Source organism: Lentilactobacillus raoultii, from assembly GCF_900411375.1.
GTDB lineage: Bacteria > Bacillota > Bacilli > Lactobacillales > Lactobacillaceae > Lentilactobacillus > Lentilactobacillus raoultii.
Window position 1 is genome coordinate 161466 of sequence record NZ_LS422991.1, and the last position, 16238, is coordinate 177703.

The 16238-nt window shown below is 42.9% G+C and carries 15 protein-coding genes and 1 riboswitch; of the genes, 5 read left to right on the forward strand and 10 right to left on the reverse strand.

Annotation, left to right across the window (positions count from 1 at the left end):
* Positions 1–47: 47 nt before the first annotated feature.
* Positions 48–2015: a sugar MFS transporter gene (locus ED605_RS09935; RefSeq protein WP_121978746.1), complete on the reverse strand. Its 1968-nt coding sequence runs from the start codon at positions 2013–2015 to the stop codon at positions 48–50.
* Between the two features lie 346 nt (positions 2016–2361).
* Here ED605_RS09935 and ED605_RS09940 point away from each other — a divergent pair, with 346 nt between their 5' ends.
* The 3 genes from ED605_RS09940 (at position 2362) to fucP (ending at position 5358) form a co-directional block, all read left to right on the forward strand.
* Entirely contained in the window at positions 2362–3384 is a 1023-nt protein-coding gene (locus tag ED605_RS09940) for a substrate-binding domain-containing protein (protein ID WP_121978747.1), read from the forward strand.
* 166 nt (positions 3385–3550) lie between these two features.
* A complete protein-coding gene (gene rbsD, locus ED605_RS09945) occupies positions 3551–3946 on the forward strand; it encodes a D-ribose pyranase (RefSeq protein WP_121978748.1) in 396 nt (131 codons plus the stop codon).
* Between the two features lie 47 nt (positions 3947–3993).
* A complete protein-coding gene (fucP, locus tag ED605_RS09950; RefSeq protein WP_121978749.1) occupies positions 3994–5358 on the forward strand; it encodes an L-fucose:H+ symporter permease in 1365 nt (454 codons plus the stop codon).
* Between the two features lie 52 nt (positions 5359–5410).
* Here fucP and thiW read toward each other — a convergent pair whose 3' ends face one another.
* The 7 genes from thiW to ED605_RS09985 all read right to left on the reverse strand — a co-directional run bounded on the left by thiW (position 5411) and on the right by ED605_RS09985 (position 11309).
* Positions 5411–5923 (reverse strand): energy coupling factor transporter S component ThiW, encoded by a 513-nt coding sequence (thiW, locus tag ED605_RS09955; RefSeq protein ID WP_121978750.1) that lies wholly within the window; start codon positions 5921–5923, stop codon positions 5411–5413.
* An 87-nt stretch (positions 5924–6010) separates the two neighbouring features.
* Positions 6011–6112, reverse strand: a riboswitch (TPP riboswitch).
* Positions 6113–6200: 88 nt separating this feature from the next.
* A complete protein-coding gene (gene aroE, locus ED605_RS09960; protein WP_121978751.1) occupies positions 6201–7082 on the reverse strand; it encodes a shikimate dehydrogenase in 882 nt (293 codons plus the stop codon).
* Between the two features lie 28 nt (positions 7083–7110).
* Complete coding sequence (locus ED605_RS09965; protein WP_121978781.1) at positions 7111–7617, reverse strand: shikimate kinase; 507 nt, start codon at positions 7615–7617, stop codon at positions 7111–7113.
* A 7-nt stretch (positions 7618–7624) separates the two neighbouring features.
* Positions 7625–8482 carry a prephenate dehydrogenase gene (locus tag ED605_RS09970; RefSeq protein WP_121978752.1) on the reverse strand — a complete coding sequence of 286 codons (858 nt, stop codon included), beginning with the start codon at positions 8480–8482 and terminating at the stop codon, positions 7625–7627.
* A gap of 15 nt (positions 8483–8497) precedes the next feature.
* The gene (aroA, locus tag ED605_RS09975) at positions 8498–9799 is read right to left on the reverse strand and encodes a 3-phosphoshikimate 1-carboxyvinyltransferase (protein ID WP_121978753.1); all 1302 of its coding nucleotides are present in this window, start codon (positions 9797–9799) and stop codon (positions 8498–8500) included.
* Between the two features lie 15 nt (positions 9800–9814).
* Positions 9815–10984 (reverse strand): chorismate synthase, encoded by a 1170-nt coding sequence (gene aroC / locus ED605_RS09980; protein ID WP_121978754.1) that lies wholly within the window; start codon positions 10982–10984, stop codon positions 9815–9817.
* Position 10985: 1 nt separating this feature from the next.
* Entirely contained in the window at positions 10986–11309 is a 324-nt protein-coding gene (locus tag ED605_RS09985; RefSeq protein WP_121978755.1) for a chorismate mutase, read from the reverse strand.
* Between the two features lie 476 nt (positions 11310–11785).
* Between ED605_RS09985 and ED605_RS09990 the strand changes: the two genes are divergently transcribed.
* Both ED605_RS09990 and aroD read left to right on the forward strand, forming a co-directional pair.
* On the forward strand, positions 11786–12832 hold the full coding sequence (locus ED605_RS09990; protein WP_121978756.1) for a polysaccharide deacetylase family protein: 1047 nt from the start codon (positions 11786–11788) through the stop codon (positions 12830–12832).
* A gap of 9 nt (positions 12833–12841) precedes the next feature.
* Complete coding sequence (gene aroD, locus ED605_RS09995; RefSeq protein ID WP_121978757.1) at positions 12842–13594, forward strand: type I 3-dehydroquinate dehydratase; 753 nt, start codon at positions 12842–12844, stop codon at positions 13592–13594.
* A gap of 92 nt (positions 13595–13686) precedes the next feature.
* Here aroD and ED605_RS10000 read toward each other — a convergent pair whose 3' ends face one another.
* Positions 13687–14976 carry an MFS transporter gene (locus tag ED605_RS10000; protein ID WP_121978782.1) on the reverse strand — a complete coding sequence of 430 codons (1290 nt, stop codon included), beginning with the start codon at positions 14974–14976 and terminating at the stop codon, positions 13687–13689.
* 407 nt (positions 14977–15383) lie between these two features.
* A complete protein-coding gene (locus tag ED605_RS10005; protein ID WP_121978758.1) occupies positions 15384–16232 on the reverse strand; it encodes a transporter substrate-binding domain-containing protein in 849 nt (282 codons plus the stop codon).
* Positions 16233–16238: the final 6 nt, after the last annotated feature.

Sequence of the window (16238 nt, forward strand, 5' to 3'; positions counted from 1 at the left end):
AGGGAATTTAAAACTTTTAATTTACATTATAATCAATTTAACACATTTTATGATTGTGAATCATCCTTAGTTTCCGGTTTGGACAAGTTCAACACTTCATCACCGTGAGTAATATCACCGGCTTCTTTAATATAGTTGAAGTCCTTGATGTCTTTGTAATTTGTTACAACAACCATCACGGTATCGTCAAACCCGGCTTTCTTAATCGCAGGTTGCCAGAATTCGATTAATTCCTGTCCCTGTTTGACGTGCTGTCCCTTGTCAACGTACTGAACGAAGCCGGTACCTTGCATTTTAACAGTGCCAATTCCGATGTGAATCAGTGTCAAAATGCCGTCATCAGAACGTAAACCAATTGCGTGACGGGTTGGGAAGGTTGCCTCAACAGTCCCGTCAAATGGCGCGAAGACTTTACCATCAGTTGGTTTAATCGCAAATCCTTTCCCCATGTTTCCTGAAGCAAAGTTCTCATCGGAAACACTTGTGAGTGGTACTAGGGTTCCGCTAATCGGTGCTTTATACGAAGTCGTCGTTGCAGCAACTTTCTTTTCAATTTCCTGCATGGACTCTTCACCATTGGTTTCCAAGTGCTCGTTCCAAGTTTTTTCAAGTTCATCAACAATTTTAGCATGCTCTTTTTCATCCAACGTAACTTTCTTAAAGAAGATAAAGCTTCCCAAAATCATTAAGATGGCTGGCACACCAAACATAAAGAGCTTGAATATAATGTTGCCTTGGGTTGTGATATTGCCTGCCGTGGCACCTGCGGTCATCCCTGCAAGAACAGCAGCTGGTCCAACAACCCAGTTTGAAACGGCCCCACCTAATTTATCCAACAGTGGTCGAACCGCCAAGGTCAGTGATTCATCACGGTGACCAAATTTCAACTGGCCATACTCAACTGAATCACTAATAATCATCAAAACAACCAGAAAGACAAGTGGTTGTGGAACATAGAAGAGAACCGCCGCAATTAAGACAAGAATCAATGACGAACCGGCAAACGCAAAGATTAGCATTGCCAAAAGCATTAATCCAATGCAGTAGAAGAAGACATTTCGCCGACTAAACTTTTGGGCAAGTGGCGGAAATAGCAAAACTGCAACGATTCCGGCAGCCATATTGAGTGACATTAGCCAAGAGTATTGACCTGGTTTCCCCATGATGTAAGTAAAATAATAGAGTTCGGAAGCGTTCGTAATTTGAATTCCCGCCGTATACAGTCCATAGGTTAATGATAACCACATCAGCTGATCGTTACGTCCTAAGACTCTAAAGACATCCCGCAGACGAGTCTTCTCAGTGTTCTTTCGAAGCAATGAATCGTTTTCTTTTGTCCCAATTGACACAATGACCGCTGAGAACCATGAGATAAACGCAATCGTCGCCGCAAACAAGAACCAGCCTCTCAGATCCCCTTGACCGTGGTTGGCATTGATTGAGAAGAAGACAACCAATGGCATGACGATAACCCCAACAATATTTTGACCGATGTTGGAGCCAACCCGGGCATAGGTAGCCGTCTTTTCACGTTCAGCTGAATCAAATGAAATTGCCGGAATCATTGACCAAAAACCGACATCTTTAAATGAATAAAAAATATCCATCGTGATATATAAAATAGCAAAGAAAATTAAATAAAGAATGGGATTAGACGTGTTTAACCCAAACATATTGCTAAAAAGAATTGTGATCGCAATTGAACCAATCGTTCCACCAGCCAGAATCCAAGGTTTAAAGTGGCCCCATTTGGTATTAGTATTATCAATTGCATTACCGATTAACGGATCAATCAGCAATTCAACCACTCGCAAGCAGCCGATGATCAGCGTAATCACAAAGATCATTCGGTCATTGCTGGCACTGCTGCTCTTATCAAACAAGTGAGAAGTAATGAAAATCATAAAATAAGTGGACAGAGTCGCATAGAACATGTCGTGGCCAAACGCACCAAACGAATATGACAACCGCGACACAATCTTACGACCTGTGGATTCACTTGTATTACTTGCCATAAATTGTACCTCCAGTTAAAACGAATTTAATAAAATAATTGCTAATTTGAATGTAAACGTTTACAGTATAAATGTCAACTATTATTATTAAAGAATTTAGTCACCTCGCAAACTTATTTAATAAAGTTGCATAAAATTTAGTTTTGTTTCATTCATTTATTATACAATAGTTAACGTGAAAAGCTTTATCTTAAGCCTTTATCGAGCATCTCTTGCATCCGACGAATTTTGACCAATCAAAAGTTGCTAAGATTATTAATTCAAATAAATAATAAAATATTTTTACTAAAAATTTAGTTTAGTTCTGAGCAAACTATCATTCTTAAATAAGGGAGACGTGATTAATATGACAACAATTAAAGATATATCAAAAGCTGCCGGAGTTTCTGCCGGCACCGTTTCTAGAGCACTTAGCCCTGATAAGAGTCAATACGTGGCTAAGGCTACTCGGGAAAAGATCCAAAGCGTGGCGAAACACCTCGGCTATGATTATGAGAGCCAAATCAAAAATGCCACTCGAACAGCAACAATTGCTCTTCTGACAACCATGACGTTGGAAGAAGAGACTCGGGATGAATATTGGCGGTTCATTCGTCGCGGTATGTATGAAGCTGCTGAAAAATTAACTATTAACCTTAAAACTATGATTCGCCTCGAAGACGGTCTTAATTTACAAGACTTGGCCAACGCTGATGCGGTCATTACCGTTGGCACACTTACCGAAGATGCCGTCAAACAGATCAAGCAAGTCAATTCAAACTTGATTATTGTCGATGGTGGTGGCAATTACCATGGCACGGTAGATATCATTGACACAAATTTGTCAGAACTGACCGTCAATGCCTTAGATCAATTGAATGCCCATACAACTGGAACAATCGCCTTCATTGGCTGTAGCAGACGACAAGTCGATTTAGCCGGTCAACTGGTCAAAAAAATTCCTGACGCGCGTTCTAAAGCTTATCATCAATGGACGGCTCTTCATCAAAAACCGGTTGCGTATAAAGAAATTGAACCCGATACCGAAGCTGCGATGAAGGCTACCGAAGCCTTAATTTCGGAGTATGGTCACCAACTTTCTGCTATCTTAATCTGGTCGGATCCGTTTGCCATCGGTGTCATGCGGGCACTTAATAAACATCACCTGACGCCAGGAAAAGATCTGGCCTTGATGAGCTTTGATGATTTGGAGTTTGCTTCCTTCTTAACCCCTTCCCTCTCCAGTATTTGGCTTCCAAAAACCGAACTTGGTTTTCAGGCTATTTTACATGCCCAGGCTTTAATCAACCTTAAACCCAGTTGGACTGTCAGAAACATTATTCCCGGAAAAATTAATTATCGAGAAACTTTTAATCCGACTCAAAATTAACTTAGCGCCGCCGTTGCCCAACATCTTGTAAAAAAGTTGTTGGGATTTTTTTAATTTAGCAAAGTTTTTCTTGAAAGCCTTTGCAAAAAATGGTAAGCTACAACTATAAAATTTAAGTAAAACCTTTTATTAAATCGTTAAAGCTTTAAAGGAGAATTTATTAAAAATGAAAAAAACAACCGTTATTAATTCTGAATTATCAAGCCTGATTGCCAATATGGGCCACATGGATTGGCTGAGCATTGGTGATGCCGGCATGCCGGTTCCCATAGGCACTAAAAAAATCGACTTGGCGCTATCCAAGAATCTTCCCAGCTTCCAGCAGGTTTTAAAGAATATTTTAAGTGAATTAGCTGTTCAAAAGATTTACTTGGCTGAAGAAATCAAAACGCAAAACCCTGACCAACTGGCTGCCATTAAATCACTCTTACCGGACGTGGCAATTGAATACGTCCCCCATCGTCAACTAAAACAGGATTTAGCCAAAACCCACGCCTTTGTTCGAACCGGCGAAATGACCCCATTCTCAAACATCATTTTAGAATCCGGCGTCACTTTTTAATTTTTTAAAAATAAAACGTTTTTTCACTTGATTTCAGGAGGATAATTATGGAACTCACAACAGCAAAAAAGACCCATCGCTGGACCCAACTCTCGGATGGGTACCTCAGCAAAACACCCGTTTTTCAATTCTTATTGGTTTCAATGATCTTTCCACTTTGGGGAGCAGCCGCCAGTTTGAACGATATTTTAATCACCCAGTTCAAAACAGTCTTTATGCTCAATGATGCCGCAACTGCCTTTGTCCAAAGTGCTTTTTATGGTGGATACTTTTTAATTGCTATCCCGGCCTCGTTAATTATTAAAAAACAAAGTTATAAATTTGCCATTATGACTGGGCTGATCTTTTACATTCTAGGATGTGCGCTCTTCTTCCCTGCTTCAAGAGTGGCTACTTATTCGATGTTTCTAGTCGCAATTTTTGCGATTGCGATTGGCCTTAGTTTCTTGGAAACGTCATGCGATACTTACAGTTCGATGCTGGGGCCTAAGAAATATTCAACTATGCGACTTAACTTTTCACAAACTTTAGTGCCATTAGGCGATATCGCCGGTATCTTACTTGGTAAATACCTGATTTTCGGCAGCGTGGGCAACCTTGCTGAAAAGATGAGTGCCATGCACGGGACTGAACGAATCGCTTACGGCGAACAAATGCTTCAGTTGACCTTACGCCCCTACAAATATATCTTAGCTGTTTTGGTCATCATGCTGATTGTCTTCGCACTTTCACCAATGCCGCGGGCAAAGGCAACTTCTGAACCAGTCGAAGAAGGCATGGAAGCGCAAGAAGAAAAGCCAAGTTTAGTTGAAACAATTAAGTATCTCTGGGGCAATGCCCGCTTTAAAAAAGGCGTCCTCACTCAATTTATTTATGCTGGTCTTCAAACCACCGTTTGGTCATTTACTATCCGGTTAGCCTTGAACTTAAACGATAAAATCAGCGATAGTGCTGCTTCGACTTTCATGATCTACAGCTACATTGCTTGGTTCGTTGGTAAATTAATCGCAAACATCTTTATGAGCAGGTTTTCGATTACCGGTGTGCTTACCACTTATTCACTGCTGGGAACTCTCTCATTGGTCATCACCTTTACCGTGCCAAATATGACCGCTGTTTACGCAGCTATCATGACCAGTTTCTTCTTTGGCCCGGAATGGCCAACCATCTACACGCATACACTCGATGCCGTTACGGAGAAAAAATACACCGAAACGGCTGGTGCCATTATTGTCATGTCGTTAATTGGTGGCGCCATCATTCCTGCCATTCAAGGATTGGTTTCCGATTTCAGCGGTTCAATGCAACTATCCTTCATCGTGCCGGCTGTTTGCTACCTACTAATCACGGCTTACTTCTATTTTGAATACCGTTTCGAAAAGAAACATCCGGAAGCGGTAGCCGAACACTAACCAAAAATGACTCAGCGCTAATCAACAAGCGTTGGGCCATTTTTTTATTTAATCATGATCGATTTATTTTCCTTAACTGTGGCGCAATCAATTGCCGCCACATGCTTAACAAAATGACATAGCCGGCAACGACCCCAACCAGCGCACTCAAAAAGAAACTTGGGACAAATAGCCAAAGTGCGCCATTTGTGCCCATTAGCCATTTGGCAACCGGATAGGCTACAATCGCGCCAAGGATTCCGGTGCCGATTAATTCACCCAAAGCCGCCATCAGCAGGCTTTTTGTTTTTTGGAATAACCAGCCGACACAAAAAGCCCCGATCATACTGCCGGGAAAGGCTAAGACCGTCCCGGTTCCTAAAATATTTCGAATAAGTGAAGTCATAAAGGCTTGTGTCACTGCCCACCAAGGACCAACTAACACGCCGGAAATCAAATTAATTAAATGTTGCATTGGTGCGACTTTTGCAACCCCGATGGTAAACTCAAACAAACTGCCGCCGACCACTCCCAAGGCGGATAACAACGCTGTTAAAATCATTTTATAGGTCGCCGATCGATTCAATAAAAACTCCTCCAGTCATTCAACAACAATGAGACTGCTACCGGAAATGAAACGTGTGGCAACCCACTTTGTCGAAAAAAGAAAAGACAAGCTTCATCGGCAGTTTCCCTCCGCTGGGTTTAACCAGATCAGGTTCAAAGGGTTCGCAAATGATATGCGTCTCAGCCAGCAGCACCCCTAATGTCATCATTTTTAATCATCGTTATTTAACGAATCGTTCAAATCATACCACCAAATCATCCAAAGCAACAGTCGGACTACCAGGTAAGCAACTTGTTCACCCAGATTGATCCTGAATCCGTTTGGCTACCGCCCGCTTTACCTTGGCCATGACTGTCTCAACCGGCATTTTTTGTCCGGTCCATTGCCTAAAGGAGCCGGCAGCTTGATGAACCAGCATCCCGACTCCATTAAACGTCCGACAACCGCGCTTCTTCGCTGCTGCTACCAGTGGCGTTTCAAGTGGAAAATAAATCGCATCGACTACCACGTGTTGAGGAGTTAATTGAGTTAACACCGTCTGGCTTATTGGTAAGAGCTGGTTTTCACCCATGCCAAGATTGGTGGCATTGACGATGATTTGACTATCAGCCACCGATTTTGCCATTGCATGATCATCGCCGTACGGTATCACTGTAATAACGGTCGACCAACTTTCCAATAATTTTTTTCGTGACATAAAAGTGGCATTTTCTCGTTTAAAAACTGTGATCTTTGCCGCCCCTGCCTCAATGGCCGCAGCGATGATTGATCGACCTGCGCCACCGGCACCCAAAATGGTTATTTTTTGATTTTTGACAGTAATGCCCGCAGATTCCAACGCATCGATAAACCCCTGCCCATCCGTAGTATCGCCAATCAAGCGGCCGGCATGGTTAGTAATGGTATTAACTGCCCTTAGCCGAGTCGCACGAGGCGTCACCTCATCAAGAAGCGGTAACACTTCCGTTTTTAAGGGCATTGACAGGTTCACCCCGCCGATATTCATGGCGCGCATTGCCTCAATGCTTGGCTTTAAATTGTCAGGTATGACGTCAAAGGCTAAGTAAACGCCATTAATTCCGGTTACCTCAAAACTTGTATTGTGAATTAATGGCGAAAGGCTGTGGGCGGCTGGATGGGCCAATAAGCCATACAATTTAGTGTGTCCGTTAATCATTTTCACCCTCGTTTCTGCTTGTAACCAACTAATTCAAAACTGATAAGGCCTGCCTGATTTCATTCACGACCTGTTCAGGTGTTAAATGATCCGTTGCAATTCGGATATCACTAACCTGACGATAACGATCATCCCGTTGACGTTTTAATTCAACTAACCCCTCCAGCCCCAATTTCTTAGCCAGTGGCCGATCATGATCGTTTTTTAACTGTGTTAAGATCGTTTCCGGCAAAACATCCAGCAGAATAACCGGAACCGTTGTCTGACATAATAATTCAAAGTTAGCAGGTTGAATTGGCGTACCGCCCCCTGTCCCTAAAATACCAGCATCCCCGAGTGAATTCATTAACGCGTCGTGTTCCAACATTCGAAACATCGCTTCACCTTCATCATCGAAGATCTGCTGAATAGATTTACCCGCCCGATTAATCACGACATCATCTAAATCGTGATAAGGAACTTGAATTTGATTTGCGAGTAGTCGGCCAACAGTGGTTTTGCCGCTGCCCATAAACCCAACCAAAATTGCTCTCATCATACCCTCATTTCCTTTCATCCACTGATTTCCGACTTGTCCGAGCCCGTTTCAAAAATTGTTTAATCGTCGACTCATCGTGTGCTGTCAGTGCTTTTTGGAACTGCGCCAAATGCTGCTGAAACTGTGTTAAAGACTGATTGATTCGATCAGTATTATTCATCATAATGGCTGTCCACATGGTTGGATCAGCAGCTGCAATTCTGGTCGTATCTTTAAAACCACCAGCAGCCGCCCGCAAGCCAAGTGGTTCTCCTTCTAAATCATCAACAGCCGTATTAACCAACGTGGTCGCAATAACGTGTGGCAAATGACTCAGTTCACAGACCAATTGATCGTGTGAAGAAGAAGAAATCGGTTGCCAATGGATCGCTGCTTTACTTAATAGTTGCTGAAACTGTGCAAGTTTGCGATTGTTCTTTGTTTGACCAACAATAAAATAAGTCGCGTTATTAAATAATTCAGAAGATCCGAATCGACTGCCCGATCGATCGGAACCCGCCATTGGATGGCCACCAATGAAGTTAATATCATTTTGAATTAGTTGGTTTGCGGTTTTCATAATGGTTTCCTTGGTGCTGCCAACGTCAGTCACCAAAACATCCGACTTCAATGACAAGGTCGCCAACACGTTAATTTGTTCAAGAATCACGGAGACCGGCCCTGCCAAAATAATAAAGTCAGCAAGCGGGGCAGCCTCCGAAAACGTCTGTCTGCGATCAATCAGTTGATGATTAAGCAAAAACTGAGCAGTTTCATCATCCGGGTCACTGCCAATAATGGTTAGTTCCCGATGATCCTGTTTAATCATCCGAGCAATTGAGCTCCCAATTAATCCCAGGCCACTAATTAAGACTGTGGCCATATTTTTTCACCTCAATTAAGAATCGATTTCAACGCTTGTCACACTGGCTAAATCATCAAAAAATTCCGGATACGAAATATTAACGCTCTCTGCGCCATCTAATTGAAGTGGCTCATCAACTAATAGTGATGCAATCGCTAATGTCATCCCGATTCGATGATCACCGTGACTATCCAGCTTTGGCTTATTCACCTGCCAAGGCTGGCGGCCATCAATCATAAACCCATCCGGTAGTTCCCGAATAGCAATCCCAAGCTTGGAAAATTCTCGAACTACTGCAGCAATCCGATCAGTCTCTTTCACCCGCAACTCACCCGCACCGGTTATCCTACTAATACCGTTTGCTTTGGCAGCCAATAAAGCCACTAATGGTAGTTCATCAATCACCGCTGGGATATCAGCTTCACCGATTTCAATCGGTTTTAAAGCCGCACTGGTCACAACCAGATCAGCTGTGGGTTCGCCTCGATCCTGTCGATGGCGTTCAACGACATTGCCACCCATCCTTTTTAGGATTTTTAACAAACCGGTCCGAGTTTCATTGATTCCGACATTTTTCAACGTCACTTTTGAGTGAGGAACCAAGGTTGCCGCTACCAGAAAAAAGGCGGCTGAAGACATGTCACCCGGCACTGTTAACTCAACGCCTTTTAATGCGGGTTGGGGGGCAACGTGAATGGTCAGCTTATCCGATTCTGTTTGAATATCGGCGCCAAAAGCGTTTAACATTTTCTCTGTATGGTTTCGAGTCGGTAATTTCTCAATCAGGGTTGACGGTTGGTCTGCTTGAATAGCGGCCAAAATTAAGGCACTTTTAACTTGGGCACTGGCAACTTGTAATTGATAATTAACCGCGTGAAGATGGTGTCCCCGAATTCTTGCCGGTAAATGGCCCTCCGTCACACAAATGTCAGCGCCCATTTTGGCTAACGGTTCACTGACCCGCCTCATGGGTCGATTGGACAAGGAGGCATCTCCAAAAAGGGTGGTTTCAAAGCGCTGCCCTGCCAACAACCCCATGATGAGTCGGGTCGTTGTGCCTGAGTTGCCCATGTCTAATGGTTTGCCGGGATATTTTAGGCCATGAAGCCCAACACCATGAATCATAACCGTTGTGCCGTCCCGTTCGATCGGCACCCCGAGCTGCTGAAAGGCCGTCAACGTCGATAGACAATCTGCCGCTGTCAAAAAGTGGTGAAGAACCGTGTCTCCTTCGCTAATTGCCCCGAGGATAATACCGCGATGAGAAATACTTTTGTCACCGGGAACCGTTAGTTCACCGTGTAAACCGGCTACCGGCCTAGCTGCTAATTGCATATAATGATCGACCTCCTAAAAATCTTTTAGTTCTTCTCGGTAGGCTCTTACCTGTTCTTGAAGCCGGCTCACATTATCACCGTCAAATTTGTCAAGCACTGCTTTAGCCAATTCAATGGCAATCACACTTTCAATCACAATTGAAGCCGGCACAATCGCCGTGGTATCTGAACGCTCAACGTTCGCCTTCTTGACAACTTTCGTCTTAATATCAACACTTTGCAATGGCTTATATAACGTTGGGATTGGTTTCATTGCCGCTTTTACAATAATTGGCATCCCATTGGTCATACCACCTTCAAAACCACCCAAGTGATCCGTATTCCTAAAGAAGCCGGCTTCCTGATGCCAGTCAATTTCATCCATGACTTGACTACCGTAACTGGTGGCAGCTTTAAAGCCGTCCCCAATTTCAACGCCCTTCATCGCATTGACGCCCATCACAGCTGCCGCTAACTTTGCATCCAGCTTAGTATCCCAGCTGATGTAGCTGCCCAGTCCGGCTGGGACATTGGTTGCAACAACCCGAATAATCCCGCCCAATGTATCCCCGGCTTTTCTGGTTCGATCAATCAACTCATGAATCTGGTCAACTTTTGTTTGATCAATCAGCCGCAAATCATTTTTCTCAATGGCCGTTTCGATCTTGGAAACATTCAATTCAGGTTGGCTATCAGTTGAGATTGGGCCAACCTGTTCAACGTATCCGACCAATTGAATGTCGACTTGAGCTAAAAGTTGTTTGCAAACCGCCCCAATGGCCACTCGTATGGCTGTTTCTCTTGCTGAGGAGCGTTCGAGCACATTTCTTAAATCACGATGCCGATATTTCATCCCACCAACCAAATCGGCGTGACCAGGTCGGGGCCGTTCAACCTTTCTTAATGTATTTTCAGGAGTCTCTTGAGTGACTGGATCCATAATTTCATTCCAGTGTGCGTGATCCCGATTATTAACAACCAATGCAATCGGCGACCCTAACGTGATGCTATGGCGAACACCCCCGACAATGGCTACTTGGTCATGTTCAATTTTTTGGCGGTTGCCCCGACCATAACCTCCCTGACGTTTTTTAAGTTGTTGGTTAATCTTCTCGACGTCTAAATGTAACCCTGAAGGAATTCCTTCAATAATCCCAGTTAGTTGGGGGCCATGTGATTCTCCTGCAGTTAAATAGTTCAGCACGTTATTTCCTCCTATCGGTTCTATTTTCTTGTGAATCACGTTCAAAATCTCTGGTATTTTCCATAATGGTCCGATAAATGTTCCAGATATACTGGCGTGTCTGCTGATTAGCATCAAGCGCCGTCACTCTTTCTAAAACCCCTTCTTCACGAGTGGGGTCAAAAACCGGCAACCCCTGTTTCTCTTTAATTTTGCCAATCTTGGCTGCTGTTTCAAAGCGTTTGGCTAGTAACGAAACGATCGCTTCATCAAGCTGATTAATTTGTTTTCTGGCAGCAGTTAATTTCTTGGAGCTGTCCCATGCTGGATCCGTTTTTATCAACACTTATCCCACCTCATCTTTTTTAAATGAAAAAACCGGCTAGAATGATATCCAGCCGGTTTACTAAACTCGTAAAGAATTGGTAATTGACCCAGCCAGACTTTTGCGTCTAGCGGCCAATAACAAAGCATTGACTCTGCACCACTTAGACGCGAACGCGTGAATTGCGCCCGCATCACTGCGGACACTACATAAAGTAGGCATAGCCAAAATAAAAGTTGTTAACTTGAGAGATTTGCTTTGTCATTGATATCAATCCTTCTCATTAGATTGATATCATTAAACCATATTAGGGAAATTCCGTCAACCCTAATAATTCTCTCATCGACTTCTAATCGCACCGGCCATTCTACTTTTACTGCCAGTATTATTTTATTTTTATTAGTTGCCACTATCGTTGACATCTCTTAAACGGCATGTAAAAATAAATTGATTATTAAAAACGGGATTCAGTCAGTTATGCACTGGGGGCATTAGTAATGATTCGAAAACATTTATTCATAAAAGTTGGTATGATCACGCTATTTGGTTTTACTCTAGGATTAATGGCTACACAATCGGCAACACCGACTTTAGCCAAAACAACGCCTACAACTACTCACTCAGCTGAGCATTTAACCTATGGTGATATCACAAACCAAAACGAAAACCGTTTGGGAACCATTCGCCAATTGACCCGTTCAACTTTAGCCGAAACCCACCATTTAACGGGTAAACAGGTCCAAAAACTGGTTTATTTACCACTGCCAAGACACTTAAGTGCAAAAAACTTTACCCTGGATAATGAACACTTAACGATTCATCTTACTAAGAACGCTTACGGTGTTAAAAATGTCGCTATTCCACTCAGCAAATTAACCGGCATTCTTTTAAACCGCTACATGCCGACCAAGTATGATTTTACCAAGCCCACTTCACCAAGGAAGGTCGTTTCTTTAACATTTGATGACGGGCCAGACCCAACTTTGACCCCCAGATTATTAAAAACGCTCAAGAAGTACCACGTTCCAGCCACTTTCTTTGAAGTCGGTACCAGTGTCATGCGGTATCCATCCATCAGCCGATTAGTCCTTAAATACGGCAACCAGATTGGCAATCACTCATGGAGCCATCCACAGTTAACCAGTCTCACCAGCCCAAAGGCTCTTCGACAAATTTCATTAACTGATGCTGCTATTTACAAAGCAACTGGGACGATACCGACTTATATTCGACCACCATACGGCGACGTTAACGCCAGGATTGGCCATTTGTATGATCGCCCGATTGTTCGTTGGTCCGTTGATTCCAGAGATTGGGCCTACCTTAATACGGCTAAAACTGTCCATCACGTCCTTTCAACTACAACCAATGGCTCGATTATTTTAATGCATGATATTCACGCGACGTCCGTGGCAGCCGTTCCTCAAATTATCCGATCATTAAAGAAACGGGGCTACAACTTTGTTACTTTGGAACAATTAAACGAAAAACCGTTACTGGCAAACCTCCAATATTTTGGCAGAAATGACTACCGCGGATTCTAAGGAGAGACTATGCTAAAAGTCAAAACGACCATTTTTAAAGCTGGTCACACAAACATCGCCGTTCCAATTACCGGCACAACTGCCACCGAAATTTTTGCTCAGGCACTCCAAGCACTCACTTATCATCCCGACGTCATTGAGTGGCGAATCGATTATTATCAACAGGTGTCGAACCAAAAAGCCTACTTAGCCACAGTTAATCATCTGCGATCCTTACTGGGTGAAACTGTTCTTTTGACAACATTTAGAACCCAACACGAAGGTGGCGTTGCTAAGCTAGCTGACTCGGACTATTTTTCGATTTATCGATGGCTCCTGGAAAATAAACTAACGGATATGCTGGATATTGAATTAAATCGCAATAAAGCAACTGGTAACTTTTTAATTCAACTGGCTCATCAGCAACAAATTCCCGTTATTTTAAGCCAACATGACTTCCAAGCGACGCCCACTGAAGCCGAAATCGTTTCCAGATTGAAACGGATGCAGGAGAGAAACGCTGATATCGGTAAGATTGCTGTAATGCCTCAGAGCGCCCAGGATGTTTTAGATTTGTTAAATGCAACGGAAAAAGCCACTCATGAGCTTGAAATTCCCTTAATCACCATGTCAATGGGAGAGTTGGGTAAAGTTAGCCGAATCTCCGGTCCGTTATTTGGCTCCACCTTAACGTTTGCGTCAGTCAGTGATGCTTCAGCACCAGGCCAGTTAACAGTCGCGGACGTTAGAACCGCCATGGCGATGATTTCACCCAAGAAATAGTTGTTTTTGAGACGATCAAAGCAAAGGCGATGCACACCTTGTTTTGATCGTTTTTAATTTCAATCACCCGGTAACCCAATTACAACTTAAATCTAGCTATCCTTGCTTTGGTTACTGGAAATAATTGTTCTCCCTGAATGATTGAGGCCATTTATTGCGTGCTCGTGCTGTTTAGATGTAACAGCCGGGTTAACACTTAAGCAAAATGTTGCCAATACAACCAACACCGTGCCGATCAGCTCGATTATCACATCAAAATTCATCACCAGCTGAAGGTTCGTCTTAGAGAGCCAGCCTGTAACAATTGGGATGGTAAAGGTTGCAATGCTCCCAAAAGTAAAGTAGGTCCCGGTGATTAGCCCTTTATGTCTGGGGAACATTTTAAGCAGAATATTTAAAGCGATCTGCATTACCCCACCGGCAGCTGTGACGCCAAATGTAAAGGCAGCAATTGACGTTATCATAACGGTTGAGGTATGACCAACAACGTAAATTGCCAGCAAGGAAAGGGTGTTCATCGTAACCAATAGTTTTGTTTCTGACACCCGCATCTTCAATAAAATAAAATTGAGGATAACGCCACTAATCGAGCCAATACTATATAACGATAGTAGGCCGTGGGAAATCAATGAACTGAAGCCAAGATTATTTGTGGCAAACAGACTGATCCACTGAGTAAATAAAATCATAATCGCCATGGTTGTGTAACCATAAATCGCTAACGAGACTGTGGCAAGTGACTTCCGGACCTTGGAAATTGCCTCATGAGTTACTACAAACGCTGAATCAACATGATTCTGTTCAGGGAACTTAACATCGCGAAGGATGACAAGATTAGCGACTAAGACCAGCAACGTGCCGATAAACGACCAACCAAACCACATTTGCTTGGCTTCCAGCATCGCAACCACTAATGGTAATACAAACTCCCCCAGCGACATAAATGCCTTAATAAAAACGTTGGAAGCGCTGGAACTACCACCCATTTCCACAAAGGTCGGATATGTTCCGGAATCAAGTGCGGAGTTGGCGATCCCGGCAACGATAGCGAATAAATAGGCTAACACAATGTTATGCGTAAACGGAATTCCGATAAAAAATGCCATGTAACTGAAGACGCCGGCCAAGACTAATTGTCGTCGACCAAATCGATCAGATAAATAGCCAAACAGAAAATAAGCAATGAGTTTACCAATTCCAATCCCTGAAATCACATATGAAACTGTCGCAATCGGAACTTTCCAAAAATTTCCTAAAGCCTGCATATTTTGAGTTAAGATAATCAAGCCAATCCCATGAACCAGATAGTTCAGGTAAAGGCTAAGCGAAAGTTTTCGTTTGTTTGAATTCGTCATTTCATTCGTCACAATATCACACTCCAATTTCAAAGTATTAAAAAAAGCCAGCCGGATTTGAGAATCCAACTGGCTAATTTTTTACTCGTCATTCGTGTAAAAGAATTATCCTATCCAGCTAGACTCTGACGTCTAGCTGGCAACAACCAATCACGGCTTTGCGGTTAGACGCGAACGCGTAGGCGCCCGCATCTTAACGGGCGCTATCTAAACCAGGCATAGCCGTAATAATAGGCATTCAGTTGTTGGACAAGTTTTGTCATAGTCATAATTCCTTTCCTGTGATTTGAGTATATTAAAACATATTAGAACTAATCCGTCAATATTAAAATATTTTTAATTCTAAGGCTTATGCATCATTATTTAAACGATTCATTCAGCATAATTGCAAACTAAGGCAAAAGGTTCCCGATTTGGTTCTCGGTTTTTAACCCTTACTTTGTTGGTAAAACGATATCAGACGGCTTAACTTCCTTACCAAAGTATGGCTTTAATTCTGTGTTGTAATCAGTAACGAAGAAACTCTTTTTCGTTAATTTGTTGATCTCTTTATTGGTCCAATTAAGAAGTGATTTATTGCCCTTCTTAACCGCTGGTGCGATATACGATTTAGGACCGATGCTCTTGATACCAACCGTATACTTCGGATTACTCTTAGACCAAGCATAGAGGTAAGAATTATCGTCAGCCAAGGCGACACCACGACCGTTCTTTAAAGCATTAAACTGTTGAGTTTTTGAATCAAATTTTAGCAAGTTGACATTTGGTTGTTTTGAAGTGAAGTAATTCTCAGCCGTCGTTCCCTTTGTCACAATCAAGTTTTTGTTTTGCAGCTGACTGGCCTTGGTAACTGGTTTGTTCTTAGGTGAAACCACCCCAACGGAAACCTTCATATACGGCTTGGCAAAGCTCACCACCTGTTTTCGTTCAGGCGTTACTGTAAAGTTAGCCAAAACCAAATCAACTTTATTGGAATTCAATGCATCCACCCGGTTATTGGCATTAACTTGAACAAACTTCACTTTAACGCCTAAGTCCTTGGCCACTTGATGAGCCAGTCTAACATCATAGCCCACTCGTTTACCATCCTTATTAACCCAGCCATATGGTGGTAGATCACCAAAAACGGCGATACGAATGGTGCCTTTTTTCTTAATTTGAGCGACCGAACTCGGGTTGTTTTCCGAGCTCTTTTTGCTATTGCCGCAGCCGGTTAAGACCAACAATAAGGCCGCAAACACACTCACGACAGCAATTAATTTTGTTACCCAGTGTTTCTTCATGATTAA

Coding starts and splice junctions, on each gene's coding strand:
- aroE (WP_121978751.1), bottom strand. CDS start 7,082: ATGATTAACGGACACACTAAATTGTATGGCTTATTGGCCCATCCAGCC.
- ED605_RS09935 (WP_121978746.1), bottom strand. CDS start 2,015: ATGGCAAGTAATACAAGTGAATCCACAGGTCGTAAGATTGTGTCGCGG.
- ED605_RS09965 (WP_121978781.1), bottom strand. CDS start 7,617: ATGAGAGCAATTTTGGTTGGGTTTATGGGCAGCGGCAAAACCACTGTT.
- ED605_RS10005 (WP_121978758.1), bottom strand. CDS start 16,232: ATGAAGAAACACTGGGTAACAAAATTAATTGCTGTCGTGAGTGTGTTT.
- aroA (WP_121978753.1), bottom strand. CDS start 9,799: ATGCAATTAGCAGCTAGGCCGGTAGCCGGTTTACACGGTGAACTAACG.
- rbsD (WP_121978748.1), top strand. CDS start 3,551: ATGAAAAAAACAACCGTTATTAATTCTGAATTATCAAGCCTGATTGCC.
- fucP (WP_121978749.1), top strand. CDS start 3,994: ATGGAACTCACAACAGCAAAAAAGACCCATCGCTGGACCCAACTCTCG.
- ED605_RS09940 (WP_121978747.1), top strand. CDS start 2,362: ATGACAACAATTAAAGATATATCAAAAGCTGCCGGAGTTTCTGCCGGC.
- aroD (WP_121978757.1), top strand. CDS start 12,842: ATGCTAAAAGTCAAAACGACCATTTTTAAAGCTGGTCACACAAACATC.
- ED605_RS09970 (WP_121978752.1), bottom strand. CDS start 8,482: ATGGCCACAGTCTTAATTAGTGGCCTGGGATTAATTGGGAGCTCAATT.
- ED605_RS09990 (WP_121978756.1), top strand. CDS start 11,786: ATGATTCGAAAACATTTATTCATAAAAGTTGGTATGATCACGCTATTT.